This window comes from Rhodosalinus halophilus (genome assembly GCF_003298775.1).
Lineage (GTDB): Bacteria > Pseudomonadota > Alphaproteobacteria > Rhodobacterales > Rhodobacteraceae > Rhodosalinus > Rhodosalinus halophilus.
Map to the genome: position 1 here is coordinate 220,081 of NZ_QNTQ01000006.1, position 25,461 is coordinate 245,541.

The window sequence follows — 25,461 nt, forward strand, 5'->3', positions numbered from 1 at the left end:
TTTCGTGCGAAACTTCTTCGTTCACCGCAGCGATCGGCCCTTGAGGATGGCGTCGCGGCCGAAGCGCGCGCGGATGGTGTCGGCGGCGCGCTCGGCCTGACCGCGCCGCGCTGCCTGAGGGTCGAGCAGGTCTCCCGAGCGTTCCGCCTCGCCTGCAGGGCAGAGGTCGGACAACCCCACGCCCAGCAGCCGATAGGCCTGTCCGCCAGGCACCGTATCGAAAAGCTGGCGCGCGGTGCGGTAGAGGCGGTCGGCGAGCTGCGTGGCGTCGCGCAGCGCCTGCCGGCGGGTGAGCAGCCGGAAGTCGGCCTGCTTGAGCTTGAGCGTCACGACCCGGCCGGCGAGCCCCTTTGCCTTGGCGCGGTCCGCGACCTTCTCGGCCATGCGCCAGAGATGCCCGTCGAGGATCTCCGGGTCATCGATGTCCTCGCCGAAGGTCGTCTCGTTCGAGATCGACTTGGGCGCCGCATCCGGCGCGACCCGCCGCGCGTCCTCGCCGCGGGCGAGATGCCACAGCCGCGTCCCCATCGCGCCGAAGCGGGCTTCGAGCGCGGATTTTTCCCAGCGCCGCAGATCCGCGAAACGATGGATGCCTGCGCGCGTGAGCGCCTCCTGCCCCGCCTCGCCCACGCCCCAGATCGCGCGCACCGGCTGATCCGCGAGAAAGTCCAGCGTCTCCGCCCGCCCGATCACCGAGAAGCCGTGCGGCTTGTCCATGTCCGAGGCGAGCTTGGCCAGGAACTTGTTGTGCGACAGCCCGATCGAGCCGGTCACGCCGAGCTCCGTCTGCATCCGGCGCACGAGGCGCGCCAGCATAACGGCGGGCGGTTCGCCATGCAGCCGCGCGGTGCCGGAGAGGTCCAGAAACGCCTCGTCGAGCGACAGCGGCTCCACTGCCGGGGTGAGTTCGGTCATCATCGCGCGGATCGCGCGGCTCACCTCGGCGTAGAGGTCCATGCGCGGCTTGAGCACCACTGCATCGGGGCAGAGCGCGAGCGCCTTGAACATCGGCATCGCCGAGCGCACGCCGCGGATTCGCGCGATGTAGCAGGCGGTCGAGACCACGCCGCGGCGCCCGCCGCCGATGATGACCGGCTTGTGGGCGAGCTCGGGGCGGTCGCGTTTCTCGACGCTGGCGTAGAAGGCGTCGCAGTCCATGTGCGCGATGGACAGATCGAAAAGCTCGTCGTGCGTGACCACGCGCGGACGTCCGCAGGCGGGGCAGCGGGCGCCGGTCTCGAACCGGGTGAGGCAGTCGCGGCACAGAGCGGGCATGGACGAAGGATGCGCCCATCGCCGGCCCGCGTCCAGTGGCCGCGTTTCGTCTCCCGAGGCCGCAGTCGATCACATCGCGCTGCGCGGCGCGCCCCCCCGTGGTGCATGCCGGATTTGCCGGGCCTGAGCACCTTGGCGAACGCGCGTGGGCGCCTGTGCCGTGCCTCAGCGCGGCGGCAGCTCGTCCAGCACCGCCCGGGCCGCGGCGCGCGGGTCGGCCGCCTGCCAGATCGGGCGGCCGACCACGATATGATCGGCCCCCGCCGCGATCGCCGCGGCCGGCGTCGCGGTGCGTTTCTGGTCGTCCGTCGCCGCGCCGGCGGGTCGTACGCCCGGCGTCACGATCAGCCGGCCCGCGGCCTCGGGCAGGGCACGCAGCGCCGCGGCTTCCTGCGGCGAGGCGATGATGCCGCCGGCGCCGGCCTCGAAGGCCCGGGCTGCGCGTTCGGCCACCAGATCGGGGATGGCGCCGTCGCGGATCAGCGCCGCGTCGAGATCCTCGCGGTCGAGCGAGGTCAGGATCGTCACGGCCAGGATGGTCATCCCCGAGCCCGCCGCGCCCTCGGCGGCGGCGCGCACGACGTAGGGGTCGCCGTGCACGGTCAGGAAGTCGAGGTCGAACCGGGCCAGCCCGCGCACGGCGGCCTCCACCGTGGCGCCGATGTCGAAGAGCTTCATGTCGAGGAAGATGCGCTTGCCGTGCTCCGACTTGAGCTCGTTCGCGAGCGCGAGCCCGCCGCCGGTCAGCATGCCCAGACCGATCTTGTAGAAGCTCACCGTCTCGCCGAGCTGCCCGGCGAGGGTCAGGCCCGAATGCGCGTCGGGCAGGTCGAGCGCCACGATCAGGCGGTCGTCGGCGGTGGCGGGCATGGCGGATCTCCTCGCGGTGCGCTCGCCATGCCGGAAATCCCTCGCGCGCACAAGACGCTGGCGGAACAGCCGAAGCCCGCGCCGCATTGATCCGGCAGCGAGAGGAGACAAGGACATGGCAGAGCGGAAGCCGGCCCAGAAGTTCACGAAGACCGCGTCGCTGTCGATCGGCGTCGCTGTCGCAGCGCTGGTCGTGCTCGGCCTCGTCGCAGTCTTCGGCATGCGCGGGCAGGTGCCCGTGAGCCAGACGACTCCCTACCCCGAGGCGGAGTCGGCGACCGAGCCCATCCCGGGCGGCGCGCCCGACGGAGCGGTTTCGATTCAGCGCGACGGCGTGCACATACCTGCCGAGGCGTCCGAGCGGATAGAGGGCGACGGGCTCGCGACCGAGGCCGAATCCGGCGAGCAGCTCTTCGAGGGCGCGCAGGAAGACCCTGATCTCATGCAGCCCGGACAGCGGGTCGCGCCCGAGGGGCAGGCGGGCCCCGATGCACGTCCTGGACCCGTCAGCGAGGGGGATGGCGGCTGATCTTCGCAACGCCGGCCGTCGGGATGTCGCGGAAGGGGAATGCGCCGCAGTCGGCCCGGAGGCTAGGGGAGGTGGAACTCGATATGCCCGACAATCGCTCGATGCGCTCCGGCAAGGGCTGTCGTGGCGTGTCCTGGCCTCGTCGGGTTCGCTGCGATGAGGTGGTGCGCAACGCGCGCCCTATCTGGAAGGGGCGCCGACTTGTCGCCGGGCGACCCCGATGGGTTTCCGGAAGGGGGCGGCGACGGGATGCATATGACATTGCGGCCTCGGCGGGCGCCGCCAAGGAGGCCGACTGCAACGCACGACCCTGACACGCGCCCGGAGTGCCGGGAGATGGGCAGCCGCGCCTGTCGCAGTGTTGCGTCTTGCGCGGACCGGACCGGCGGCCGCCAAGGCGGTCGTCATGACGGTGGCGCCGGGCTGCATGCCCCTCCGGTTTTCGGCGCGAGAGTCGGTCTTGTGACCCACTTGCAACACGCCGCGCCCCTCCCCATGTCTTTCCGCGAGGCTTCCGACGGGTCGCGCCGCGAGGCGGGCGGCGGAGTGGGAGCGCTTGAAGAAGGAGAGAGAACTCATGGACTTGTCGAAGTTCACGGAGCGGTCGCGCGGCTTCGTCCAGGCGGCGCAGACCATCGCGGTGCGCGAGGGGCACCAGAAGCTCGGACCCGAGCATCTGCTCAAGGCGCTGATGGACGACGAGCAGGGACTCGCCGCCAACCTGATCCGGCGCGCGGGCGGCGCGCCCGAACGCGTGCTCGAGGCTGTGGACGCCGCGCTCGCCAAGGTGCCGCAGGTCTCGGGCAGCGGCGCGGGCCAGATCTATCTGGACACGCAGACCGCCAAGGTGCTGGACGAGGCGCAGAAGCTGGCGAAGAAGGCCGGCGACAGCTTTGTGCCGGTGGAGCGCATCCTGACCGCGCTGGGCATGGTGAAAAGCCCCGCGAAGGACGCGCTGGAGGCGGGCGCCGTCAGCCCGCAGAAGCTCAACGAGGCGATCAACGACCTGCGCAAGGGCCGCACGGCGGACACTGAAAGCGCGGAAGAGGGCTATGACGCGCTCAAGAAATACGCGCGCGACCTGACCGAGGCTGCCGAGCAGGGCAAGATCGACCCGATCATCGGCCGTGACGAGGAAATCCGCCGCGCCATGCAGGTGCTCTCGCGCCGGACGAAGAACAACCCCGTTCTGATCGGCGATCCCGGCGTCGGCAAGACCGCCATCGCCGAGGGCCTTGCGCTGCGGATCGTGGACGGCGACGTGCCCGAGAGCCTGCGCAACAAGCGGCTGCTCGCGCTCGACATGGGCGCCCTGATCGCGGGCGCGAAGTATCGCGGCGAGTTCGAGGAGCGGCTGAAGGCCGTACTGTCCGAGATCACCGCGGCGGCCGGCGAGATCATCCTCTTCATCGACGAGATGCACACCCTCGTGGGCGCGGGCAAGGCCGACGGCGCGATGGATGCCTCCAACCTGCTCAAGCCCGCGCTCGCGCGCGGCGAGCTGCACTGCGTCGGCGCCACCACGCTCGACGAATACCGCAAGTACGTCGAGAAGGACGCGGCCCTCGCCCGCCGGTTCCAGCCGCTCTACGTGGATGAGCCGACCGTCGAGGACACCATCAGCATCCTGCGCGGCATCAAGGAGAAATACGAGCTGCACCACGGCGTGCGGATCTCCGACTCGGCGCTCGTGGCCGCGGCGCAGCTTTCGGACCGCTACATCACCGACCGCTTCCTGCCCGACAAGGCGATCGACCTGATGGACGAAGCCGCGAGCCGCCTGCGCATGGAGGTGGACTCCAAGCCCGAGGAGCTCGACGCGCTCGACCGTCAGATCCTGCAGATGCAGATCGAGGCCGAGGCGCTGAAGAAAGAGGACGACCAGGCCTCCCGGGACCGGCTCGAAAAGCTCGAGAAGGAGCTGTCGGACCTGCAGGAACAGTCGGCCGAAATGACGGCGCGCTGGCAGGCGGAGCGTGACAAGCTGGCCTCGGCCCGCGAGCTCAAGGAACAGCTCGACCGCGCGCGCGCCGATCTGGAGATCGCCAAGCGCGAAGGCAACCTGGCGAAGGCCGGGGAGCTCTCCTACGGCGTCATCCCGCAGCTCGAGAAGCAGCTGGCCGAGGCCGAGGAGCGCGAAGGCGAGGATGACGGCGTCATGGTCGAGGAGGCCGTCCGCCCCGAGCAGATCGCGGCCGTCGTCGAACGCTGGACCGGCATCCCGATGTCCAGGATGCTGGAGGGCGAACGCGAGAAGCTGTTGCGCATGGAAGAGGTGCTGCATTCCCGCGTCGTCGGCCAGGATCAGGCGGTTACCGCCGTGGCCAACGCCGTGCGCCGGGCGCGCGCGGGCCTCAACGACGAGAACCGCCCGCTGGGCAGCTTCCTGTTCCTCGGCCCCACCGGCGTGGGCAAGACGGAGCTGACCAAGTCGCTCGCCGATTTCCTGTTCGACGACGAGGGCGCGATGGTGCGCATCGACATGTCGGAGTTCATGGAGAAGCACTCGGTCGCGCGGCTGATCGGCGCGCCTCCGGGCTACGTCGGCTACGACGAGGGCGGCGTGCTGACCGAAGCCGTGCGGCGGCGTCCCTATCAGGTCGTGCTCTTCGACGAGGTGGAAAAGGCGCACCCGGACGTCTTCAACGTGCTGCTTCAGGTGCTCGACGACGGCGTGCTGACCGACGGTCAGGGCCATCGCGTGGACTTCAAGCAGACGCTGATCGTGCTGACCTCGAACCTCGGCTCCCAGGCGCTCAGCCGTCTGCCGGAAGGGGCGGACTCGGCTCAGGCCAAGGCCGAGGTCATGGAGGCGGTGCGCAACCACTTCCGGCCCGAGTTCCTGAACCGGCTCGACGAGATCATCGTCTTCGACCGGCTGGACCGCGAGGACATGACCGGCATCGTGGATATTCAGCTTTCGCGTCTGTCCAGGCGGCTCGCCAATCGCAAGATCCGGCTCGAGCTGGACGAGAGCGCCAAGGAGTGGCTGGCCAACGAAGGCTACGACCCGGTCTTCGGGGCGCGTCCGCTCAAGCGCGTGATCCAGAAGGCGCTGCAGGATCCGCTGGCCGAGATGCTTCTGGGCGGCGAGGTGACGGAGGGCGACGTTCTTCCGGTGAGCGCGGGCGCGGATGGCCTCCACATCGGCGACCGCGTCGGCCGCTCCGACCGCGAACCGCCGCAGGAAGCGGTGCTGCACTGACACAGCGAAACGGGAAAGCCCCCGCCGCAGTCTTCGGCGGGGGCTTTTTCATGCGCATGGGCTCACTCGGGGAGCAGCACGCTGTCGATGCGGTGGATCACGCCGTTGGAGGCCATGATGTCGGCCTGCGTCACGCGGGCGTCATTCACATGAACCGCCGAGCCGGTCGCGTCGATGTGCAGCGACCCGCCCTGCACGGTGGTGGCGCTGGTGCGCTGGCCGATCAGCTGGTCCGAGGTCACCACGCCGGGCACGACGTGATAGGTCAGCACGGCCGTGAGCTGGTCGCTGTTCTCGGGCTGGAGAAGGGACTCGACGGTGCCTGCGGGCAGCTTGTCGAAGGCGTTGTTGGTCGGCGCGAAGACCGTGAAGGGCCCGGGGCCCGCGAGCGTCTCGACGAGGCCGGCGGCGTCGGCGGCGGCCACGAGGGTCGAGAACTGGTCGTTGGTCGAAAGGATTCCGGCGATGCTGGGCTGCTCGCTCATCGGCGCACAGGCCGCGATCGTGGCGGCGAGCCCGGTACCGGCGAGCGCCTTGAGCGCGAAACGGCGATTCATGTCTTGTCTCCCTCTTTCCGATGGTCAGGGACGAGGGCGGAGGGCCGAGGCCACTCCGCCCCCATGCAACCTCAGATTACTCGGGCAGGATGACCGAGTCGATGACGTGAATGACGCCGTTCGAGGCTTCGATATCGGCCTGGACGACGTTGGCGCCGTCCACGGTCACGCCGCCGTCGGTGCCGATCGTCACTTCGGAGCCCTCGACCGTCTCGGCCATCATGCCGTCGGAGAGGTCCGAGGACATCACCTTGCCCGGCACCACATGGTAGGTGAGGATCGCCGTGAGCGTCGGGATGTCGTTGAGCAGTTCGTCGAGCGTGCCCTCGGGCAGCGCCGCGAAGGCTTCGTCGGTCGGCGCGAAGACGGTGAAGGGGCCCTCGCCCTTGAGCGTCTCGACGAGGCCGGCAGCCTCGACGGCGGTGACGAGCGTGTTGAAGTTGTCCGCCGCGACGGCGGTTTCCACGATGTCCATGCCCATGTGGTCGTCGGCCAGCGCCGGGCCGGCCAGCACGGTCGACGAGGCGAGGGCGAGAAGAGTTCTGCGGAACATGACTGTCCTCCTGAATGATCATGCAGGGCGGCCCGACCTCGGGACACCCTTGCGACGATCTACGCAGGAGGCGGTCCCCGGGTTCACCGGGGATTTCCGCCGACGGCGCTTGACCGGACGTCTTGCCGCGCTAAGCGGGCAAGCTTCTGGCTTTCCACTAAAAACCTTGTGATGCGCCGTGATCCGGCCGGGCCTCAGTCCAGCCCGATGGCGTTGCGCGCGATGCGGTCGAGCATCGCCTCCACGGCGTCCATCGGTCCGTCCGGATAGCCGCGATACCCGATCGTCACCGTGTCCTCGCCCGCCTTCTGCATGACGAAGACATGATAGGGGCAGTAGGCGATGTTCATCGGATCGGCCTCCATCACCTCGCGCGAGACCGTGGCCGAACAGAAGCCGTAGGCGTCGGCCTCCTCGAACAGACGCACATCCGATCCCACGTCCTCGCGCGTGCGGGCGAGCATCTCGCCCACGTGGCTGACGTGGTCGATCACCAGGCCCTCGTCCAGGATCGCGTTCTCGAGGCCGAAGGACACGTCGCCATAGGACATGTCGGTCTCGTAGGTCACGATGTCCTCGTCGGCGAGCGCCGGGGCGGCGATCAGGGCGAGCGCGGCGCAAAGCATCTTTCGCATGGGATCCTCCCTCTCAGGCGGGCCGGCGGAGAAGTCGGTGGCCCGCGTCCCTGCGTCACGCTACGGTCGCTTCCGGCCGCGCACATTGAGACAGGTCAAGAAGGAGAGGCTCGGCATGGGATGGGTCGGCGTGGTGCTGCAGGCTCTGGCGGCGCTGTTCATCGTGGCGATCGGGGTCGCGGCGCTCGTGCTCGCCGTGCTCTTCGTTCTGGACCGGACGCAGACCGGCGACGCGATCCGCCGCAACTACCCGGTCATCGGCCGATTCCGGCACCTCTTCACGACGCTGGGCGAGTTCTTCCGACAGTATTTCTTCGCCATGGACCGCGAGGAGCTGCCCTTCAACCGGGCGCAGCGAAACTGGGTCGATGCGGCCTCGAAGGGCACGGGCAACACATTGGCCTTCGGCTCCACCCGGCCGATGAACCTGGCCGGCACGCCGATCTTCATGAACGCGGCCTTTCCGCCGCTCGACGACCAGTTCGGCACCACCGAGCCCGTGGTGATCGGCCCGCACTGCCGCACGCCCTACGCCGCGCCGTCGTTCTTCAACATCTCCGGCATGAGCTACGGCGCGATTTCGCGGCCTGCCGTGCGGGCGCTGTCGCGGGGCGCGAAGATGGCGGGCATCTGGATGAACACCGGGGAAGGGGGCCTCTCGCCCTACCATCTGGAGGGCGGCTGCGACATCGTCTTCCAGATCGGCACGGCGAAATACGGTGTGCGGGATGCGCAAGGTAATCTCAGCGACGAGAAGCTGTGCGAGGTGGCCGCGCACGACGCGGTGCGCATGTTCGAGATCAAGCTCAGCCAGGGCGCCAAGCCCGGCAAGGGCGGCATCCTGCCCGGCGACAAGGTGACGCCCGAGATCGCGGAGATCCGCGGCATCCCGGTGGGCGTCGACAGCATCTCGCCCAACCGCCACCGCGAGGCGGGCACCTGGGGCGAATTGCTGGACCTGATCGCCCATGTCCGCGAGGTGACGGGCAAGCCCACGGGGATCAAGACCTGCCTGGGCTCCTCGGACCCCTGGGAGGAATTCTTCGCCGAGATCGACCGCCGCGGACCCGACAGCGCGCCCGACTTCATCACCGTGGACGGCGGCGAAGGCGGCACCGGGGCCGCGCCCATGCCGCTGATGGATCTCGTCGGCATGCCGCTCAGGGAGGCGCTGGTGCGGATGGTGGACCTGCGCGACCGGCACGGGCTGCACGACCGCATCCGCATCGTCGCCTCGGCCAAACTGGTGAACCCGAGCGACGTGGCTTGGGCGATCTGCGCGGGCGCGGATTTCGTGACGACGGCGCGCGGATTCATGTTCGCGCTGGGCTGCATCCAGGCGCTCAAGTGCAACCGCAATACCTGCCCCACCGGCGTGACCACCCACAACCCGCGCCTGCAGGCCGGCCTCGTGGTCGAGGAGAAGGACCGTCGCGTGGCGAACTACGCCCGCGCGATCATCCGCGAGGTCGAGACGATCGCCCATTCCGTCGGCGTGGCCGAGCCGCGCCTGATGCGCCGCCGCCATGTCCGGCTGGTGCAGGCCGACGGCCGCTCGGTGCAGATGAACGAACTCTACCCCTCCGTGCCGACGCAGGCCCCGCAGTGATCGCCGCGCCCGGACGCGCCGCCGCCCGGGCGGGCGCTGCGCCGCGAACGCGAAGACGCGCGCCGCGCGCCTGCCCCCGACGGGGGTATCGTCAACCGGAAAAATCTCTTCGATGGTAAGGGGTTGCCGCGGAGAAATTCACGTTTGTCCACACCTGTGTCCACGTTCCGGTCTCCGTCCAGTTAGACCCCATGATCGAGCCCTGACCTGACTGGGTCTCTGGCCTCTCCCGCGGCATTCTCCGTTCGAGGGTTGCGCCCGGTTGGCGGGTGCCGAGCCTCAGGCATGGGATGCCGCGTGCCCGCCGGCTCCCGCTTCTATGGCTGAGGGGCGAGACATGCGGATCATCGGGTTGGACATTCACCGCGTTTCCGCGGAAGCGGTGGTGCTCGAAGACGGCACGTGCCGGCGCCTTGGTCGGATCGGGATGACACGGGGCCAACTCGACACCTTCGCAGCAACACTGAGTGCGACCGAACACATGGTGGTCGAGGCGACCGGTAACGCGACCGCGGTACTGGAGATACTGGCAGCGAAGGCGGAGCGCGTCGCCGTGGCGAACCCGTTCCGGGTGCATCCGATCGCGCGAGCCAAGACCAGGACCGACAAGACCGACGCACTGGTTCTTGCCCGGCTCTGTGCCGTTGGCTTCCTGCCCGAGGTCTGGATCCCGGACGAAATGGCCCTTGCCCGCGGGCGTCAGATCACGCGCCGGAATCAGCTCGCGAAGAGCCGCGTTCGGCTCAAGTGCATCGTCCCGTCGATCCTGCACACGCATCTCGTGCCGTGCTGCCCGCACACGGATCTGTTCGGGGCCAAGGGAGGCACCAGGCTTCGCGCCCAGGCTCTGGCCGAAGACGAAACCGCCGCGATCGAGCGCCACCTTGAAGACTATGACCGACAAAGCGCCGCGCAGAAGGACGTCGAGCGCGACATCGCTGCCGTTACGCTGGAAGATGTCGGCGTCGCGCGGGCGACATGAAGAGGTTCGAAATGCTGATAGTGGCGGTGCGGACGCGACCGGCACCCGCTACTGGATACTTGCGAAGACCGAACTGGGGGGCGCGCGTTTCCTTGCCGGTGCAGGCCGACCGCCCGATCGAGGGAGCGAACTGTGTCGAGGGCCCGGAGCGGAGCCCGATCCCAAGCTGAGCGACAGGGCCCAAACGGCGGCGCGGCGGCTTGTTCGCGCCCGGACATGCATCTCGCCCCAAGCAGGGCGCGGCGTTGAATCGCGTGGCCGCGGCGTGCGAAAACCGGGAAAGGCGGCGTGCCGACGGCCGTTCTCGATACGAACGTGTTCGTCGCTGCGGGCTTCAACCCGGGCAGCGCTTCCGCCACGCTGATCGAGGCGGTGCGGCAGGGTCGCGTCGCGCTCGTCTGGACCGCGGCGACCCGGCGGGAAACGCGAGCCGTGCTCACGCGGATTGCGCGGCTGTCCTGGGAAGAGGTGGCATCGCTCTTCCGGCCGGAGATGGAGCACCCGCCCGAATCGGCGCCGGACGCATCCTTCGTCGCGGATCCCGGCGACCGGAAGCTCGCCGCGCTCGCGCAGGCCGCCGGAGCGGTGCTTGTCAGCGCGGACGGTTACCTTTTGGCGAATCGCGACAAGCTGGCAGTCCGCCGTCCTGCCGAATCCCTGCGCGAATTGGAGGGCCCCGGCCGTGCGGACGACGAGGCGCCCGGGCGGTCCGGTCCACCGCCCACATGGCGGCGGCAGGCGCGCTGACCGCCGCGAAATCGGGCAGGGCGCATGGCGCACCCGGCGGGCCTGCGCGCGATGGGTTCACAGTGGGGCAGGCGCCCTTGTAAGGTGTAAGGGTCCTCCGGCACAGGACTAAGAATAGGGCCACGCGACGCAGACTGCCCCCGACGGGGCGAGCGGGGCGTGGACGGCGCGATGGGCGCGCGAGACTGGTGCCACTCCCCGGCTGCGCATCGACTGGGCGACGCACAAGGGAGACCTCGCAATGACCTTCACCACCCGATCGGGCCGCAGGGTGCCCGCGCATCTTCAGGCCGCCGCCGCGGAGGCGCGCGCTGCGCGCTGCGCCGTGACGCGGCGCGAATTCCTCGCCACCGCCAGCAGCTTCGGCGTCACCACGGCGACCGCCTACGCGATGCTCGGACTGTCCGCGCCGCGCGCCGCGGCGGCGACCCCGCGCATGGGAGGCACCGTGCGGATGCAGAACCAGCTGCGCGCGCTGAAGGATCCGCGCAGTTTCGATTTCAACGCGCTGGCGAATTTCACGCGCGGCTGGCTGGAATACCTCGTCCAGTACGAGCCGGACGGCACCTTCACGCCGGTCCTTCTGGAAGGCTGGGAGATCAGCGACGACGCCACCCGATACACGCTCAATGTCCGCAAGGGCGTGACATGGAACACCGGCGAGGCGTTCACGGCGGAGGACGTGGCCTTCAACATCGCGCGGTTCTGCGACCGCACGGCGGAAGGGAATTCGATGGCCTCGAAGTTCGGGGTGATGATCGACCCCGAGACGGGCAGGGCGATGACCGGCGCCATCGAGGTGCTGGACAGCCACACCGTGCAGCTGAACCTGCCGGCGCCCGATATCTCGCTCATCGCGGGGCTGTCCGACTATCCCGCGGCGATCGTGCCGCAAGGCTTCTCGGCCGACACGATGCTGTCGAACCCGGTGGGCACCGGCCCCTATCTGCCGGTGGAGTACGAGGTCGGCGGACGCTGCGTGCTGGAGCGGAACCCGGATCACACGTGGTGGAACGCCGGCAACGGCGCGTGGATGGACCGCGTCGAGACGATCGACTACGGCGGCGAGCGCGCGGCGATATACGCGGCGGCCGAGGCCGACGAGATCGACATGCTCTACGACACGATCGGCGAGTATGTGACGCTCTTTGACGAACTGGCCGGCTGGACGCGGCACGAGGCGGTGACGGCGGCCACGATCCTCGCGCGGTGCAACCAGACGGCCGAGGTGGACGGCGCAACCCCGTACGCGGACGTTCGGGTGCGCCGGGCGCTGCAGATGGCGGTGGACAATGCGGTGGTGCTCGAGATCGCCGCCTCCGGGCAGGGGATGGTTGCCGAGAACCATCATGTCTGTCCGATACATCCCGAATACGCCGAGCTGCCGCCGCCGGTGCACGACCCCGAGGCCGCACGCGCGCTCCTGGAAGAGGCCGGGATGGCCGAGTTCGAACATGAGCTCGTCTCCCTCGACACGGGGTTCTGGAAGGATACCGCCGACGTGATCGGCGCGCAGATCCGCGATGCCGGCATCCCGCTGCGCCGCAAGGTCTATCCCACCGCGACCTTCTGGAACGACTGGGCGAAATACCCCTTCTCGGTGACGAACTGGAACCACCGGCCGCTGGGCGTCCAGACGCTCGCGATCGCCTATCGCTCCGGCGAGCCGTGGAACGAAACCGGCTACGCCAACCCGGAGTTCGACGCGCTGGTGTCAGAGGCGCTGGCGACGCCCGATGTCGCGGCGCGTCGCGCGATGACCGAGCGGCTGCAACGGATGATGCAGGAGGACGGCGTCATCATTCAGCCCTATTGGCGCAAGCTCTACAATCACACGAAGGCGAACCTGAAAGGCGGGGAGATCCATCCCCAGCAGGAAGTGCGCCCCGCCGCCCTGTACTGGGAGGCCTGAGCCGGATCGGAGGGGCGCCGCGTGCCCCCGTCGCCCGGACGCTGGTGCGACGGCGGCGGGGCAGGGCGCCGGAACGATTCCCTCGCAGGCACGCCGCGGCCCGCTCACGGGCCGCGGCCCGGCTCACCCTCCCGAAACGAGGAGCAGCGTGACGCCGAGCCCCCAGATCGCCAGCAGGAAATGGGTGAACTGGCCGTAGAAGTGGCACATCCAGTAGAGGAACCAGTTGCCGCCGACCAGAAAGCCCGCCCAGGTGAGCGTGAAGGCGCTTGCCCCGAGGGCTGAGACCGCGCGCGCGGTGCCCGGCGCGGTCCACCCCGCGACCGCCGCGAGCAGCAGAACCGTGCCGAAGGCCAGCACGAGTGCAGCGAGCGTCTCCCAGATCACCACGAGGCGGAACAGGGCCGAAATCGCCCGCGGGGACGTCACGCGCCGTTCGCGGACCTGCGCGAACAGCTCCGGGTACGCCTCGGCAAGCCGGTCCATCCGCAGGATCTCGGCCACCGTTTCGCGGTTGATCCCCGGCTTCAGCCAGTTGTCGAGCGCCCCCACGATCATCCAGGCGGCGATCGCGCCGGTCATCGCGGCCTGCACCAGAAGAAGCACCGCCTCGCTCATTCGGGAAGTTCCGCGAGATCCCGGATCAGCCGCTCGAACCCCTCGATCACCGCGGCGATGTCGGCCGCGCCGTCCTCGGCCCGGGCGGCGGCGGCATCGCCCACCGCGCCCACGGGGTTCAGATCCTCGGCCATCCAGGCGAGATTGGCCGCCGCGCCGTGATAGCCGAGCTTGCCGCCCCGCCGGGCGAGAGCGGTCTGGGCGCTGGCGAAATGCTCGGCGCGTGCCATGTCGACGAGATCGGGGCGCAGCGCGAGCATCAGGGACGTCTCCGAGAGACCCGCGTGGATGTCGGTGACCGGCTCCTCGTAGCGGTAGATCTCCCGCCACCGGCCGAGGCGGCCCCAACTCGTCGTGACCACGCGGAGGCCCTCGCGCTGGCGCAGCTCGCGCGCGGCGATCTCCATCGGGGCGGCGTTGCCGCCGTGGCTCGTGATCATCACCAGCGTGCCCACGCCCGCGCGCGCGACGCCCTCACCGATCGCCACCCATGCCCGGATGGCCACGTCCCAGTCCAGCGTCAGCGTGCCGGGGAAGGACAGATGCTCGTTCGACTTGCAGACCTCCTGCACCGGCAGGAAGGTCACCGGCAGCGTGTCGGGCAGTGTCTCGGCGCAGCGGGCGACCAGTGCCTCGGCGATGATGGCGTCCACGCCCAGCGGCAGGTGCGGGCCGTGCTGCTCGATCGCGGCGAGGGGAAGCACCGCGATCCAGTCGCGCGCACCCGGCCCGAAGGCCGACGAGGGCATCTCGCGCCAGTGCCGCCGGGGCCGGCTCACGACACGGCCCTCCCCGTTGCGGCGTAGGCGTAGCCCCCCCGCGGGTCGTAGCGATAGCCAGGGTCCTCCCAGCCGATCATTTTGCCCGGGTTCAGCAGGCCCTTGGGGTCGTTCGCTTTCTTGAGCGCGATCTGCGCGGGATCGGCGTCGCGGTGGTTGCCTTCCTCCAGCGTGTGGGCGTGCGGGTTCCAGATCGGGCAGCCCATCGCCTCGAGTTCCAGCATGAGCGCGACGAGCCGCGCCTCGGTCGTGAAGCGCACCATCGGGAGCGAACCGAACCGCACGCGCCCCCCGGAGCGGGTGAATTCCACGTGGTTGACGATCTCGTCCGGGTAGCGCCGCGCGATCTCGGCACAGGTCTCGATCTCGCGCCCCTCGGGGTAGCCCATCTGGAGGTAGGTGATCTCCGGATCGGTCTTGAGGGCGCGGAGCGTGGTGTGATTCCAGGCGAGGTGATGCAGATGCGGCAGCCCCGCCCGCGCGTCCTGGGGCGCGGTGTCGGAGCGGTAACGCATCGTTCCGCCCATCCCCGCGGCGAGGCCGGCGAGCGCATCGGCGGAATTGGGGGCCACCATCAGGCACAGCAGGTTGTCGCCGGCGTCGAGGAACTTCCGGTGGCGCAGGAAATAGGCATGCGGCGCCGGCGCCTCGACGGCGGCGAGCTGCTTGAGCCAGAGACCTTCGGCACAGGCGATGCGGTGCCCGGCCGCCAGCGCGTCGGTCCAGCCGGGCCAGGCGATCAGCATCTCCACCCAGTCCGGCGCCGGGGCCAGCGGCATCTCCACCTCGGTGATGACGCCGGTGACGCCGTAGGCATGGTGTACCTGCGCGATCTCCTCTCCCGTCAGGTCGATGAGCCGCGGGGTGCTCTCCATCGTCGCGATGCGCAGGCGCAGGATGTTGCCCGGCTCGGCCAGCATGCCCCAGCGGATGGAGCCCACCCCGCCCGAGCCGCCCGCGACGAAGCCCGCGATGGTCGCCGTCTCCCGCGTGGAGGGATGCAGGCGCAGCTCCTCGCCCAGCTCCGCCCGCGCCGCGGTGTCGATGTCGCCCATGAGCGCGCCCGCTTCGGTCACCACCCGACCCGGCCGAAGCTCGAGGATCCGGGTCATCCGCGCCATGTCGAGCACGACACCTCCGGCCAGCGGCATCGCCTGACCGTAGTTGCCGGTGCCGCCGCCGCGCGGCGTCACCGGAATGTCGAGGTCGTGACAGGCGGCGAGCACGGTCACGACCTCGGCCTCTGAGCGCGGCGCGACCACGGCTTCGGCGGTGACGTCGTCCAGCCGGGATTTCAGGACAGGCGAATACCAGAAGAAGTCGCGGCTCTTGGCGCGTACGGCCTTCTCCTGCGTGATGAGAGGGATATCGCCGATGCGCGCGGCAAGCGGGTCGAGGGGGGTCATGCGGTCATTCCTTTCAGGTCGTCGAGATCGGGGAACTCGGGGGGCGTCGTGTCGCGCGCCGCGCCCCGGCGCAGCACCACGCGGTCCGACTGCGGCCGCGCCGCGAATTCGCTCCAGTTCCGCGCGTTGAAGAGGATCAGGTCGGCGGGGTTGCCGTCGCGCAGCCGGCCGAGGTCCGGGCGCCCGATCAGATCGGCGGCAGTGCGGGTCACGGCGGCAGGCCAGTCGCCCACGGGATGGTCGAGCTGCATCATCCGCAGCGCGTCGCGGAAGAGCCCGGGCACGTCGAGATCGCCGTAGGCGTAGAAGGCGTCGCGCACGTTGTCCGAGGCCAGCGCCACCGGGATGCCCCGTGCGGCGATCTCCTTGACCGGCGCGACACCGCGCTGCCGGGGCGAGCGGCCCGGCGCGCGATCCTGCAGGTAGGCGTTGCAGAGCGGCAGCGCCACGATGCCCAGCCCGGCGCGCGCGACGAGGTCGAGGGTCTCCTGCACCTCGGTCTCGGGCTGGACGGACAGGGCGCAGCAGTGCCCCACCAGAACCGGCCCCTCGAACCGCGCGCGCAGCGCTGCGCGCGCCACCGCGCGCAGGCAGTGCGAGGCCGGATCAAGCGTCTCGTCGGCATGGAAATCGAGTGCGAGCCCGTACCGCTCCGCAAGCGCGAAGATAGTGTCGAGCAGCGTGTCGAGGCCGGACCGGCGCTGCAGGAACAGGCTGAGCGTGCCGGTCCGGCGGGCCGTCGTCGCCAGCACGCCGAGCGCGTCCGCGCCGCCGTCGAGGCCCGCGAAGGGGCAGAGCTGGACATCGAGCCGTCCGCGCCAGTCCTGGGCCAGTTCCTCCAGCACCGGCAGGCGCGGCACCCGTCCGTCCGGCCCGGCATCGACATGGCTGCGGATCGCCCGGGTCCCGTGCGCCTCCGCGCAGCGCAGCATGAATTCCGCGCGGCGCCGCAGATCCGCGTCCGAGGCGAAGCGCAGGTCGGTGGGCGCGGTGGCCAGCGCGCCCTCGAAGCTGCCGTCCGGATTGGGCGTGCGCGGCCAGACCTGCCCCTTGTCGAGATGCGTGTGGCAATCGACCGGCGCCGGCCAGACGATCCTGCGGCCGAGGTCGAGCGCCGCCGCCTCCGGCAGCGTGCCCGGCGGGCGCACGAAAAGCCGCCCCTGCACGATCTCGATCTCCGCGGCGCGGAGGCCGTCGCCTGCCGCAGGCAGCGCGAGATCGGTCACCGCCGCCGGGATGCGGAGGTTGCGCAACTGGCGCGGTGGCGCCGCGTGAAGCGCGGCGGCGATGCCCGGCCAGCGCGGCGCGTCCTGTGCCTGTGCCTCCGGAGCGCCAGTCACCCGGCCGCTTCCCGCCGCATCGTGTCGAGTCCGTCGGCCGGCGTCGCCGACACGCAGATGCTCGTGAGCTTGCGCGGCTCCTCGTAGGGCCAGGGCGTACCGCGGTGCATCACGGCGCGCTGGTCCCAGATCAGCACGTCGCCCGGCCGCCACCGGTGGGCGTAGACGAACTCGGGGCGGGTGCAGGCCTCGATCAGTTCGGCGATCAGTGCCCGGCCCTCGGCCGCGTCCATGCCCTCGACGGCGCAGGCGTGGCTCGCGACATAGACGGCCTCGGCCCCGTTGACCGGGTTGCGCCAGACCGCCGGCCACACCTGATCGTCCCACTTGTTGAACATCGGGAGCTCCGCCAGCTCCGGCGAGATCTGCGCGCGGGAATGCGAATACCGATGGCGCAGGCGCAGGCGGCGGAGCTGGTCCTGCCGCTCCGGCGACATCGCGGCGAAGGCCGCGCGGGTGGAGGCGAGTTCCGTCGCGCCGCCCTCGGAGGGCACGACCCGCGCGACGAGGATGTTGGTGAGCGCCGGCACCGGAAGGAAGGTGGAATCCGTGTGCCACAGCATGTTCGCCTTCAGGTTCAGCGTCGCGAGGTCCGTTTCGCCCCAGGTGCCCCCCTCTGCGCGCAGGTTCGACACCTCCGGGATCTCGAATGCCTCGCCCTCGGCGCGCTCGTCGGCCTTGCGGTCCTCGATCGGGCCGAAGAGGCGCGCGAGGCGCAGATGCGCCTCCGGCGAAAGTGCCTGATCGCGGAAGAGCAGCGCGGAGTGGGCCTCGAAGGCCGCGCGGATTTCGGGGAAGAGGCGGGATTCGGTGACCTCGTCGAGGCGCACCCCGCGAACCTCCACGCCGAAGGCGGGGGTCAACGGGGTCGTGTCCAGTGTCGTCATAACTTCGTCTCCGTCTTGGCGGCGGCCCTTGCGGCCGCGCGTCATGGTGCGCGCGGCGCGGACGGTCGGTTCCTTCGGAGAGGCGTCGCCTTGCCGGGCCGGCCGCCGCGATGCGCGGTGGTGCGGCCCTTTGTCGGTCTGTGCCAGAGACGGCTAAAGGGTATCAGAACGGCGATCCGGTGCAAGCGGTTGCACTGGAGGCAACGCAGTCTGCGACGGGTCGCGCCCGCGATAGAGGGTCGCATGCGAACCCGACCGCTCCGAACGTCGCGACATCCGCAGCGCCGCCGCCCTTGATGTTGCCGCTTTGCGCCAGGGTCTCCCGCGCGGGATGGGTATTGGCAGTGTCTGGATCCGGCAAGAATTGAAGGCGTTTCTGCGGCACGAACGTCCTGAGGGCGCCTCAAGGACGCAGCCTAAGCCCAGTTCCCTCTCCCAGACAGATCAGGCCCGATGACTTTACGGAAGGCCTCAAAGGCTTAGGTCAAGAGGAGAGCGAGGAGGCCCGCATTGCCCGCAGCACCAACGAAGCCACGCCCTCTCGACCCGTCGCATGTATCCGCCGTCGAGGAATACGGCGGCCGGATCGTCTCTCTGGACCCCATAGGTGCGCAGGTGAGCGGCATCGACCTCGCGTCCGAGACGGCGCCGCCGCGCGCGGTCCTCGACGCGCTCGAGCACGAGATGGCCCATCGTGGCTTCCTCGTCTTCAAGAACGACACGCAGATAAGTGCCGAGGATTTCCTGCGGGCCAGCTGCTGGTGGGGCGGCCGGGAGCTGCACAGCACGCATGGCGTCCATCCGGCAACGCCCGGCGGCAATCGCGACATCTTCCGCCTTTCGAACGACCGGCGTCACGGCATCCCGGACGTCGGTCCGCAGTGGCACAACGACGGCAGCTTTCTCCCGGCCACGTTTTCACACTCTGGCTATCACATCATCCGGCCGGCCGAGCGCGGCGGCGGTACGCATTTCGCCCACCAGGGGCTCGCCTTCGAGGCGCTCCCGGAGGACCGGCAGGAGCGCTGGAGCCGGCTGTCCTCCGTGAACTCCGCCTCGGGCGTCGTGCACCCATTGGTCCACACGCACCCCGTTTCCGGGCAGAAATGCATCTGGCTGCACCTCGGCATGACCGGGGCCGTGATCGAGAAGCTGCCGGATCGAGATGGGTTCAGCCTTCTTTGCGCCAACGAGTTGAAGCAGCTCTGCCACGAGTACAACGACGTTCTGAACGCCGGCCTCGAGACCGGATATGCCGTCGCCTACGAGTACGAGGAAAACGACTGCGTCTTCATCGACAACCTCGCGGTCGCACACAGGGCGGCGCCGGAGGCTCACATGCCCGTCGAGCAGCAGGGCCTGCGAATCATGCATCGCAGCACGGTGAAAGGGGTTCAGCCTCTCGCCCCCGACTTCGGGCTGCCGCTCCACGTGAACATCGACGGCCCCAATCCTATCGGCGAGGGGGTCTGGCAAGGGGGCGGTGTCGGCTTCCGGTGGGAGGAAGGCATTCCCATGCGGAACTAGGTGTTCGCCGCGCACGGCTCGGGTAGACCACAACGGGAACGCCTGGCCCCTGCGCCTTGAGGTAGTGCGCCCCAAGCACGGTCGGGTCGAAGCCCGGCTGACTGCCAGGTTGCGGGTTGGCCAACCGGGGTGCCCTGACAGGGCCGGCCGGACCGTGTGCATCACGATCCGAAGAGGACGGCGTGCATCACGCGTCCCGGCCAAAGCGTGAAAAGCCCCGTCACCACGAGCGCCAGTGCGTAGAGCGCGATCATGCCCCGCTTGTGATCCCGGACTTGGTGCCGGTGCGCTCGCCAGACGGCGAGCGGTACTGTCACGATCACCAGCACGGAGAGGATGTGGATGGGGCTCCACCGCCCCCAGAGCTGGAGCTCCGAGATCCAGAAACTGCCGATGGCGATGTAGAGCATCAGAACTGCCCAGGCGTAGCCGAGCGCCCTGTGCGGCAGGGTGCCCTTGGGCGCAGCGAGTTGCACGGCGCCGAGCAGCAGCGCCGCGATCGCGGCGAAGGCATGCGAGGCGACCACGAAGCCTTCGGAGAGCAGCGGGTCGAGGGACATGGCCGTTCCTTTCGAAGTGTTGGCAGGCTCAATGTTGACGCAAGTAATATTCATCTTACCTCTGTCAACATGAGCGGAGCGACGCTACATGTCCTTCATGGACGAGACCGGCGAGAAGGGCGACGAGAAGCCCTACCATCATGGCAATCTGAGGGAGGCGCTCGTGGACGCCGCGCTTGGCATTCTCGAGCGAGAGGAGGCCCCCCTCACTCTTCGCGCCGCCGCGAAGGCCGTGGGCGTCAGCCATACCGCGCCCTACAACCACTTTCCCGACAAGGAGGCGCTTCTGGCCGCGGTCGCGATCCGGGGCTTCGGCAAGCTGGAGGACAAGGTGGAGACGGCACGGACTGCAGCCGGTGCCGACCCGGCCGCGCAGCTCGCCGCGACGGGAGAGGCGTACATTTTCTTCGCGGTCGACCACCCCGCGCTTTTCCGCCTCATGTTCGGCCCACGGAAACAGGACGGCCATTCGGAAGAGGTCCGCGCCGCGGGGCTTTCTGCCTTCGAGCCACTCGTCCGCGTGATGCGGGAAGGAATGGAGGCCGGCACCTTCCACGAGGGCGACGTGCAAGCTGCGGCCGTCACGGCCTGGTCGCTCGTGCATGGCATGGCGCAACTCGCCATCGATCGCACGGACACGCTCACGCCAGAGGACCGGGAAGGGATCGCGGCCCGGTTCCGCGCCTCCCATGCCATCATGATGCAAGGGCTCGCGCCCCGCTGATCGAACGCCCGAAGGAGACGCTCCCATGCGATTGCTCTTCCGCCTTGCCAAGGCAGGTATGGGCATGGACGAGGCCGCCTGGGCGCGCCACGCCAACCCTTGGAGTGTCTATTCGCGCATGACCGTCCTTCCGCTCGTCACGCTCGCCGTCTGGAGCCGGGTGTGGCTCGGTTGGTGGGCGCTCATGCCAATCGCAGTGTGCGTTCTTTGGACGTGGGCGAACCCGAGGCTTTTCGCCGAGCCAACCCGCACCGACAGTTGGGCGTCGCAGGGCACCTGCGGCGAGCGCCTGTACCTTGGAGACGATCCAGCAGCGCGTGGACATCGCACTCCGGTCGCTCTCCTCACCCTCGCGAACGCCGCGGGCTTCGCAGTGCTCGTCTGGGGCCTCGCCGTGCTGAACCCATGGATCACGCTCTGGGGGCTGACAATCACAATGGGCGCGAAGCTCTGGACCTTCGACCGGATGGTCTGGCTTTCGCGCGAGGTCAACGAGCGTTCGTAGCTTCACGACCAACATGTGGGCACGAGAATGCCAGAAGCTCCGCCGCATCTACCGCGCGGAGCGGGTGAACGTGCGCAAGTTCGACAGCCGAAAGCGGGCGCTCGGCATGCGGGCAAAGATGACAGTGAACCGCACCGGGTTTCCCGGAGGCCCCGACATTTGGAAGGATAAGGTTCATGGAGACAAGGAAACCGACGAAGCCGTACCCGGCGGAGCTGCACGATCGCGCCGTCTGGCTGGTGCGCGAGCCGGGAAACGCCGGTAGCGAAGGGGCGGCGAGTCGCACGAGCGCCGCGGAAAGCACCGCCAGCAGCGCGCAGGTGCTCACGCGCACCCAGGTCTTTCGGAGAACGAGACGGACCAGTCAGGAAAGCACCGGAGGTTTGGGCTGCGCGTTCGATCGTGCGGGGGGCTGCACCGCCATCATCCTCGAGCCTGGGCGGCTTGTCGCGCGTCGACCTTTGCCCGACTGCGCCGTGTTGTCCTGGCCAGGCAAAACCCGAACCGCTGCCCGGAATGGAGTAGATCAGGATGAGCAACGGAAGGCAGTCGGCGCGCGACGCCTATGTACCAGAGACCAAGCTGCGCAAGGGTCAGATCTCACGGTTCCCTGTCATACCCGGCATCCAGCCGGTAGCCTACGCCGCGCACCGTGACCAGTTTCGGGGCGTCCGGCTGGGCCAGTTTCTTCCGCAGGCGGGCCATGTAGACGTCGACGACATTCGTCAGCGGATCGGCATCGGCACCCCAGGCATGGGACAGGATCCGCTCGCGGCTGTGGACCCGGTCCGGGTTGGTCACGAAGAGCCACAGAACGTCGAACTCGAGGCGCGTGAGGCCAAGATCGTTGTCGTTCAGGCGCGCCTGCCGCCGGCCGCGGTCCAGCGTCAATGCGCCGATCACCGCGCTCTCAGCGGGCTGGCCCGGCACCGTGCCGTTGCCTCGGCGCAAGAGCGCGGAGAGACGCGCAAGCAGGACGTCGAAGGCGAAGGGCTTGGCGAGATAGTCGTCAGCGCCCCGTTCCAGCCCCTCTACGATGTCTTCGTCCGCGTCCCGTGCCGTCAGCATCAGGATCGGTGCCGAGACCCCGCCCGCGCGCAACCGTTCGCACACCTCCATGCCGCTGATATCGGGAACCATGACATCGAGAACGATCACCGCGTGCTCGCCCGAGAGGCCGGCGGCGAGCGCCTCGGCCCCGGTCGCCACGCAGGTCACGTCATAGCCCTCGGCGGCGAGGCCGCGCGTGACGAAGGACGCGATGCGCGCCTCGTCCTCCAGCAGGAGAAGGGGGATCATGGGGCGGCTCCTTCTTCGGTGACGGGCAAGGTCAGCGTGACGCAGGTTCCCTGGCCTTCGTGGCTGTCGATGGTCAGCCTGCCCCCGTGCGCCTCTGCGATGGCCTTGGCGACCGGCAGGCCCAGACCCGTCCCGCCGGGAAGGGCGTTCGACCCGCGCACGAAGCGGTCGAAGACATGCGGCAGGTCGGCCCTCGGGATGCCGATGCCGCTGTCGCGGACGGCGACGGTCACCTCTGCGCCTGCGCGCTGCGCCTCGAGCGAAACGGTGCCGCCGTCAGGCGAATAGCGGAGCGCGTTGTCCAGCAGCACCATCACAAGCTGGTGCAGGCGCCCGCGGTCCACCTCGACCACCGAGGCGAGCGCGCCCGGGTCTCCGGTCAGCGTGATGGAGGGATCCGGCGCCAATTGACCCGCCACGGCGACGGTCTGTTCCAGAAACTCGCCAAGCGGCGCGCGCGAGAGCCGCAGCGGCGCTTCGCCGGCGTCGCGGCGCGCCACGAACAGCAGGTCGTCTACCAGGCGGCTCATGTGCCTGCTCTGCTCGACCACGGCGGCCAGCGCATCCTGGGCCTGCGCGCCAAGCGTCGCCTCGCCCGCGCGCAGCGCGACCTCGGCCTCGCCGCGCATCACCGTCAGCGGCGTCCGCAGCTCGTGGCTCACGTCCGCAAGGAAGCGGCGGCGCGTCTCGTCCTGCGCGGCGAGGCGGGCATTGGCCTCTTCGAGTTCCGCGGTGCGCGCGGCGACCCTGCGCTGCAACTCTTCCTCCTCCGCGCGCAGCGCCCGGTCGGAGCGTTCGATCTGCGCCGCCATCAGGTTGAAGTCGCGGCTCAGCCGGCCCAGTTCGTCGCGCCCGCCTTCGGGGATGCGGAACGACAGGTCGCCCTGCGCAAGACGAGACGCGCCCTCGACGAGCGACCCGAAGGGGCGCATGAAGGACGACAGCAGCGCCAGCGTGCCGGCGACCGCCGCGAGGAGCGTCAGCAGGCCGGCCGCGGTGCCCGCCTGTGCGCTGCGCCGGCTGAGCCGGGCGATGTCCGTGCGCGCCGCGATGACCTCGGCGGCCTCTTCCGCGACCGCCAGATCCACCAGCGGCGCCAGCCTTTCGTCAAGCGCCTCGACCACCGTCATCAGTGGCCCGGCCAGCGCATTGATCGGCTGCGGGCCGAAGGATCCGGGCGGGATCTGCCCGAAGGCGGATTCGATATCGTCGAGCACCGCGTCGATCCGGTCCAGCCGCGCCAGGTCCGCTGCCTCGCCCTCGCCGCGCAGGGCGATCTCCTGCTCCACGATTCCGCGGATCGTCTCGACGTCCTGGCGCACGGCGGCCTTGGTCTCGGCCAGGCGCTCCATCGTGTCTGTGGAGGGCGCCGCGGCCGCGGTGATCTGCAGCCGCAGCAGGTCGCTGATGTTCGTCTCCATCGCGAGGTAGAGGGCGAGCTGATCCTCGGCGAGCGTGACCGACTCGAGCCCGCGCTCGATGCCCCGCGCGAGCACCAGGATCAGCGTTGCGCAGACGGCAGCGCCGCAGGCCAGCAGAACGGCGAAGCCCACGATCTTGGTCCGGAACTGCATGGCTCAGACGCGAACCTCCGCGGGGCGGTCAATCGTCCCCGCCATCGCCGTCACCATCCCCGTCGCCATCGCCATCCCCGTCACCATCCCCGTCGCCATCGCCGTCCCCGTCGCCATCGTCGCCGTCGTCGCCCCAGCCACCATCGTCGTCACTGTCCCAGCCGCCGTCGTCGTCGTCCCAACCGTCGTCATCGTCGCTGTCGTGGCCGTCGCGTTCCCCGCCCAACGAGGACGATCCGCGCGCCTCGCCGCCCTGCGGCTGCGGCGGCGCCGGCCGTCGCACCACGTAGCCCATCTCGCGGATGGTGTCGTAGAGCGCCTGGGCCGTCGCCATGTCGCCGCGACGTTCGGCGCGGACGGCCCGTTGCGCCAGCAGGCGGACAACGTCGGGGATGTCCTGCTGGACCAGGACCACGGGCGGCTCGGGTCGCGACAGCGCGAGGCCGTGGGGGATCGACGCGGCCGCGCCGGCACGCGACGAGACGGCCGCCATGACAAGCGCTAGAGCAATCGCTCTGACAGATGTCATTCCGGAGACCCCTTCGTGGCGTGCCGTGCCGCCCATGCGCAACGACAGGCCCATCCCGCCGGAGGACCCGCCGCGAAGATGCCCCGCCACAGGGCGTCAAGTCCAGCGTGTCCCCCCGATCATGAACACGGATTAACGAGCTGTTCATGTCCGGTTCATGTTCGCGACAGGACCGGCTCAGATGCGGCGCCTAGGCTTGGGAACATCCGAAGCCGAGCCAAAGGAGGGCCCAAGCATGAAATACTTCAAGCGCATCCTGCACGACATCCCGACCGAACCGCTGCTGAACGAGATCGCCTCGGTCGACGACGCCTGGGCGCAGGCGACCGGTCGGCAGGAAAAGATCGCCGTCCAGCGCGAGGCGCTGGCGATCCCGCTGCGCGGCCTGCGCAAGTCGATGATCTACGGGCGTCCGCGGCGCGACGTGCACGAAAGCCGCTGGACCACCACGTCCGAGGCGTTCCCCCTGGCGCGGGCCTTCATCACCGATGTGGCGGTGCGGCTGGACGCCGACCTGAGCCGCGCCAAGATCGTCTGCCTGCCGGCCGGCCGCCGGGTCTATCCCCACATCGACCGAGGCGAATACTACCGACTGCGCGGGCGTTACCACATGGTGCTGAAGTCCACCGCCGGCTCCTGGATGAAGGCGGGGGACGAGGAAGTGCGGATGCGCGAGGGCGAGCTCTGGTGGTTCGACAACGACCAGATGCACGAGGCGCAGAATGACGGCGACGAGGACCGCATCCACATCATCTTCGACCTGCTCCCCGCCGCGATGCGCGAGAAGGCCGCCGCGGCGACCGAACGTGCGCGGCTTGCCTCGATTACGGCGGCCTGAT

24 protein-coding genes are annotated in these 25,461 nt (G+C 69.5%); 10 read left to right on the plus strand and 14 right to left on the minus strand.

Features of this window, described 5'->3' with window-relative positions; all coding sequences use genetic code 11:
- Positions 1–21: 21 nt before the first annotated feature.
- Both DRV85_RS07660 and pyrF read right to left on the minus strand, forming a co-directional pair.
- Positions 22–1,275 carry a DNA polymerase IV gene (locus DRV85_RS07660; protein ID WP_113288859.1) on the minus strand — a complete coding sequence of 418 codons (1,254 nt, stop codon included), beginning with the start codon at positions 1,273–1,275 and terminating at the stop codon, positions 22–24.
- Positions 1,276–1,440: 165 nt separating this feature from the next.
- Entirely contained in the window at positions 1,441–2,145 is a 705-nt protein-coding gene (gene pyrF, locus DRV85_RS07665; protein WP_113288860.1) for an orotidine-5'-phosphate decarboxylase, read from the minus strand.
- A gap of 115 nt (positions 2,146–2,260) precedes the next feature.
- On the opposite strand from pyrF, the gene DRV85_RS07670 reads away from it, so the two are divergent.
- Positions 2,261–2,674 carry a hypothetical protein gene (locus DRV85_RS07670; protein ID WP_113288861.1) on the plus strand — a complete coding sequence of 138 codons (414 nt, stop codon included), beginning with the start codon at positions 2,261–2,263 and terminating at the stop codon, positions 2,672–2,674.
- A 577-nt stretch (positions 2,675–3,251) separates the two neighbouring features.
- Positions 3,252–5,879 carry an ATP-dependent chaperone ClpB gene (gene clpB, locus DRV85_RS07675; RefSeq protein WP_113288862.1) on the plus strand — a complete coding sequence of 876 codons (2,628 nt, stop codon included), beginning with the start codon at positions 3,252–3,254 and terminating at the stop codon, positions 5,877–5,879.
- 62 nt (positions 5,880–5,941) lie between these two features.
- On the opposite strand, the gene DRV85_RS07680 is transcribed toward clpB, so the two are convergent.
- The 3 genes from DRV85_RS07680 to DRV85_RS07690 form a co-directional block, all read right to left on the minus strand.
- The gene (locus tag DRV85_RS07680) at positions 5,942–6,436 is read right to left on the minus strand and encodes a fasciclin domain-containing protein (protein ID WP_113288863.1); all 495 of its coding nucleotides are present in this window, start codon (positions 6,434–6,436) and stop codon (positions 5,942–5,944) included.
- Positions 6,437–6,512: 76 nt separating this feature from the next.
- Positions 6,513–6,989: a fasciclin domain-containing protein gene (locus tag DRV85_RS07685; protein WP_113288864.1), complete on the minus strand. Its 477-nt coding sequence runs from the start codon at positions 6,987–6,989 to the stop codon at positions 6,513–6,515.
- Between the two features lie 194 nt (positions 6,990–7,183).
- Positions 7,184–7,624, minus strand: coding sequence for a DUF302 domain-containing protein (locus DRV85_RS07690; RefSeq protein ID WP_113288865.1), 441 nt, complete (start codon positions 7,622–7,624; stop codon positions 7,184–7,186).
- Between the two features lie 115 nt (positions 7,625–7,739).
- Between DRV85_RS07690 and DRV85_RS07695 the strand changes: the two genes are divergently transcribed.
- From DRV85_RS07695 to DRV85_RS07710, 4 genes are all read left to right on the plus strand, one after another.
- Entirely contained in the window at positions 7,740–9,233 is a 1,494-nt protein-coding gene (locus tag DRV85_RS07695; RefSeq protein WP_113288866.1) for an FMN-binding glutamate synthase family protein, read from the plus strand.
- 337 nt (positions 9,234–9,570) lie between these two features.
- Positions 9,571–10,215: an IS110 family transposase gene (locus DRV85_RS07700; RefSeq protein ID WP_158540121.1), complete on the plus strand. Its 645-nt coding sequence runs from the start codon at positions 9,571–9,573 to the stop codon at positions 10,213–10,215.
- Between the two features lie 288 nt (positions 10,216–10,503).
- Entirely contained in the window at positions 10,504–10,962 is a 459-nt protein-coding gene (locus tag DRV85_RS07705) for a PIN domain-containing protein (protein ID WP_158540122.1), read from the plus strand.
- A 241-nt stretch (positions 10,963–11,203) separates the two neighbouring features.
- On the plus strand, positions 11,204–12,874 hold the full coding sequence (locus DRV85_RS07710) for an ABC transporter substrate-binding protein (RefSeq protein ID WP_113288869.1): 1,671 nt from the start codon (positions 11,204–11,206) through the stop codon (positions 12,872–12,874).
- Positions 12,875–12,997: 123 nt separating this feature from the next.
- Here DRV85_RS07710 and DRV85_RS07715 read toward each other — a convergent pair whose 3' ends face one another.
- From DRV85_RS07715 to DRV85_RS07735, 5 genes are read right to left on the minus strand one after another with little or no spacing between them, the layout of a single operon-like run.
- Positions 12,998–13,492, minus strand: coding sequence for a DUF2165 family protein (locus DRV85_RS07715; RefSeq protein ID WP_113288870.1), 495 nt, complete (start codon positions 13,490–13,492; stop codon positions 12,998–13,000).
- Positions 13,489–14,271 (minus strand): creatininase family protein, encoded by a 783-nt coding sequence (locus DRV85_RS07720; protein ID WP_233495434.1) that lies wholly within the window; start codon positions 14,269–14,271, stop codon positions 13,489–13,491. Before DRV85_RS07720 ends, DRV85_RS07715 begins: the two co-directional genes overlap by 4 nt.
- Positions 14,268–15,677: an FAD-binding oxidoreductase gene (locus tag DRV85_RS07725; protein ID WP_113288871.1), complete on the minus strand. Its 1,410-nt coding sequence runs from the start codon at positions 15,675–15,677 to the stop codon at positions 14,268–14,270. Before DRV85_RS07725 ends, DRV85_RS07720 begins: the two co-directional genes overlap by 4 nt.
- Positions 15,674–17,017: a cytosine deaminase gene (locus tag DRV85_RS07730; protein WP_158540123.1), complete on the minus strand. Its 1,344-nt coding sequence runs from the start codon at positions 17,015–17,017 to the stop codon at positions 15,674–15,676. Before DRV85_RS07730 ends, DRV85_RS07725 begins: the two co-directional genes overlap by 4 nt.
- Positions 17,014–17,904, minus strand: a complete 891-nt coding sequence (locus DRV85_RS07735) for a TauD/TfdA dioxygenase family protein (RefSeq protein WP_113289205.1) — start codon at positions 17,902–17,904, stop codon at positions 17,014–17,016. Before DRV85_RS07735 ends, DRV85_RS07730 begins: the two co-directional genes overlap by 4 nt.
- A gap of 510 nt (positions 17,905–18,414) precedes the next feature.
- Here DRV85_RS07735 and DRV85_RS07740 point away from each other — a divergent pair.
- On the plus strand, positions 18,415–19,431 hold the full coding sequence (locus DRV85_RS07740) for a TauD/TfdA dioxygenase family protein (RefSeq protein WP_113288873.1): 1,017 nt from the start codon (positions 18,415–18,417) through the stop codon (positions 19,429–19,431).
- Positions 19,432–19,592: 161 nt separating this feature from the next.
- On the opposite strand, the gene DRV85_RS07745 is transcribed toward DRV85_RS07740, so the two are convergent.
- On the minus strand, positions 19,593–19,991 hold the full coding sequence (locus tag DRV85_RS07745) for a DUF2306 domain-containing protein (protein ID WP_113288874.1): 399 nt from the start codon (positions 19,989–19,991) through the stop codon (positions 19,593–19,595).
- An 88-nt stretch (positions 19,992–20,079) separates the two neighbouring features.
- Here DRV85_RS07745 and DRV85_RS07750 point away from each other — a divergent pair, with 88 nt between their 5' ends.
- Both DRV85_RS07750 and DRV85_RS07755 read left to right on the plus strand, forming a co-directional pair.
- Positions 20,080–20,715, plus strand: coding sequence for a TetR/AcrR family transcriptional regulator (locus DRV85_RS07750; RefSeq protein WP_113288875.1), 636 nt, complete (start codon positions 20,080–20,082; stop codon positions 20,713–20,715).
- A 25-nt stretch (positions 20,716–20,740) separates the two neighbouring features.
- Positions 20,741–21,220 (plus strand): DUF6653 family protein, encoded by a 480-nt coding sequence (locus tag DRV85_RS07755; protein ID WP_199525852.1) that lies wholly within the window; start codon positions 20,741–20,743, stop codon positions 21,218–21,220.
- A 600-nt stretch (positions 21,221–21,820) separates the two neighbouring features.
- Here DRV85_RS07755 and DRV85_RS07760 read toward each other — a convergent pair.
- From DRV85_RS07760 to DRV85_RS07770, 3 genes are read right to left on the minus strand one after another with little or no spacing between them, the layout of a single operon-like run.
- Positions 21,821–22,519, minus strand: coding sequence for a response regulator transcription factor (locus DRV85_RS07760; RefSeq protein WP_199525854.1), 699 nt, complete (start codon positions 22,517–22,519; stop codon positions 21,821–21,823).
- The gene (locus DRV85_RS07765) at positions 22,516–24,093 is read right to left on the minus strand and encodes a sensor histidine kinase (protein ID WP_113288876.1); all 1,578 of its coding nucleotides are present in this window, start codon (positions 24,091–24,093) and stop codon (positions 22,516–22,518) included. Before DRV85_RS07765 ends, DRV85_RS07760 begins: the two co-directional genes overlap by 4 nt.
- Positions 24,094–24,121: 28 nt before the next feature.
- Complete coding sequence (locus DRV85_RS07770) at positions 24,122–24,622, minus strand: hypothetical protein (RefSeq protein WP_147238817.1); 501 nt, start codon at positions 24,620–24,622, stop codon at positions 24,122–24,124.
- 235 nt (positions 24,623–24,857) lie between these two features.
- On the opposite strand from DRV85_RS07770, the gene DRV85_RS07775 reads away from it, so the two are divergent.
- Complete coding sequence (locus DRV85_RS07775) at positions 24,858–25,460, plus strand: aspartyl/asparaginyl beta-hydroxylase domain-containing protein (protein ID WP_158540125.1); 603 nt, start codon at positions 24,858–24,860, stop codon at positions 25,458–25,460.
- Position 25,461 lies beyond the last annotated feature (1 nt).

What these genes read in the sequence shown, in the direction of transcription:
- DRV85_RS07715 (WP_113288870.1), bottom strand. Translation starts at nt 13,492, where the DNA reads ATGAGCGAGGCGGTGCTTCTTCTGGTGCAGGCCGCGATGACCGGCGCG.
- clpB (WP_113288862.1), top strand. Translation starts at nt 3,252, where the DNA reads ATGGACTTGTCGAAGTTCACGGAGCGGTCGCGCGGCTTCGTCCAGGCG.
- DRV85_RS07710 (WP_113288869.1), top strand. Translation starts at nt 11,204, where the DNA reads ATGACCTTCACCACCCGATCGGGCCGCAGGGTGCCCGCGCATCTTCAG.
- pyrF (WP_113288860.1), bottom strand. Translation starts at nt 2,145, where the DNA reads ATGCCCGCCACCGCCGACGACCGCCTGATCGTGGCGCTCGACCTGCCC.
- DRV85_RS07755 (WP_199525852.1), top strand. Translation starts at nt 20,741, where the DNA reads ATGCGATTGCTCTTCCGCCTTGCCAAGGCAGGTATGGGCATGGACGAG.
- DRV85_RS07660 (WP_113288859.1), bottom strand. Translation starts at nt 1,275, where the DNA reads ATGCCCGCTCTGTGCCGCGACTGCCTCACCCGGTTCGAGACCGGCGCC.
- DRV85_RS07680 (WP_113288863.1), bottom strand. Translation starts at nt 6,436, where the DNA reads ATGAATCGCCGTTTCGCGCTCAAGGCGCTCGCCGGTACCGGGCTCGCC.
- DRV85_RS07695 (WP_113288866.1), top strand. Translation starts at nt 7,740, where the DNA reads ATGGGATGGGTCGGCGTGGTGCTGCAGGCTCTGGCGGCGCTGTTCATC.
- DRV85_RS07670 (WP_113288861.1), top strand. Translation starts at nt 2,261, where the DNA reads ATGGCAGAGCGGAAGCCGGCCCAGAAGTTCACGAAGACCGCGTCGCTG.
- DRV85_RS07765 (WP_113288876.1), bottom strand. Translation starts at nt 24,093, where the DNA reads ATGCAGTTCCGGACCAAGATCGTGGGCTTCGCCGTTCTGCTGGCCTGC.
- DRV85_RS07750 (WP_113288875.1), top strand. Translation starts at nt 20,080, where the DNA reads ATGTCCTTCATGGACGAGACCGGCGAGAAGGGCGACGAGAAGCCCTAC.
- DRV85_RS07770 (WP_147238817.1), bottom strand. Translation starts at nt 24,622, where the DNA reads ATGACATCTGTCAGAGCGATTGCTCTAGCGCTTGTCATGGCGGCCGTC.
- DRV85_RS07685 (WP_113288864.1), bottom strand. Translation starts at nt 6,989, where the DNA reads ATGTTCCGCAGAACTCTTCTCGCCCTCGCCTCGTCGACCGTGCTGGCC.
- DRV85_RS07760 (WP_199525854.1), bottom strand. Translation starts at nt 22,519, where the DNA reads ATGATCCCCCTTCTCCTGCTGGAGGACGAGGCGCGCATCGCGTCCTTC.
- DRV85_RS07725 (WP_113288871.1), bottom strand. Translation starts at nt 15,677, where the DNA reads ATGACCCCCCTCGACCCGCTTGCCGCGCGCATCGGCGATATCCCTCTC.
- DRV85_RS07735 (WP_113289205.1), bottom strand. Translation starts at nt 17,904, where the DNA reads ATGACGACACTGGACACGACCCCGTTGACCCCCGCCTTCGGCGTGGAG.
- DRV85_RS07700 (WP_158540121.1), top strand. Translation starts at nt 9,571, where the DNA reads ATGCGGATCATCGGGTTGGACATTCACCGCGTTTCCGCGGAAGCGGTG.
- DRV85_RS07690 (WP_113288865.1), bottom strand. Translation starts at nt 7,624, where the DNA reads ATGCGAAAGATGCTTTGCGCCGCGCTCGCCCTGATCGCCGCCCCGGCG.
- DRV85_RS07745 (WP_113288874.1), bottom strand. Translation starts at nt 19,991, where the DNA reads ATGTCCCTCGACCCGCTGCTCTCCGAAGGCTTCGTGGTCGCCTCGCAT.
- DRV85_RS07775 (WP_158540125.1), top strand. Translation starts at nt 24,858, where the DNA reads ATGAAATACTTCAAGCGCATCCTGCACGACATCCCGACCGAACCGCTG.